This window comes from Staphylococcus sp. EG-SA-15, from assembly GCF_017151895.1.
Taxonomy (GTDB): domain Bacteria; phylum Bacillota; class Bacilli; order Staphylococcales; family Staphylococcaceae; genus Staphylococcus; species Staphylococcus aureus.
On the sequence record NZ_JACVZN010000080.1, the window covers coordinates 1 to 449 of the forward strand.

Here is a 449-nt window from a genome sequence, read left to right on the forward strand (position 1 = left end):
CACGTAAAGTTTGAATGAATGATTCAAGGCCATGTCTAAATTGTTTAAATTGACCTTTTGGTTTGACTGTTACTTTTTTATCCGCATTATTTTTAGCTTTTTGAGCAATCATACCTTTTATTAAGCCGCCCTCTTTTTCTTCTTGTTCTTTAAAATGAGGAAATGTTGTTTTTAAGCTTAATTTATCGATATTTGCACCATATATACCTGCCATTAAAGGTTCGATTAAGTTTTCTAATACTTCATCACCTAATCTTTGTCTAAAGAAATGACCGATTGATATATCTGTATGCATCGGTTTAACAGGTAAGAAATAATCTAATCCTGCTCTTAATTTAGCTGCTGGTGAAATCAATTGTGTCTTAAGAAATGGTTTGATTTCTGTAGGTATACCCATAATTGAACCACCTGGTATTGGATATAACTTATTATAGCTGTAAATATATGAT

General features: G+C 31.0%; 1 protein-coding gene. It reads right to left on the reverse strand.

Annotated features, from left to right (window positions below; translation table 11 throughout):
• Window positions 1-449: protoporphyrinogen oxidase (gene hemG, locus IDG64_RS14410; protein ID WP_206171359.1), on the reverse strand; the 449-nt coding region annotated here is incomplete at both ends.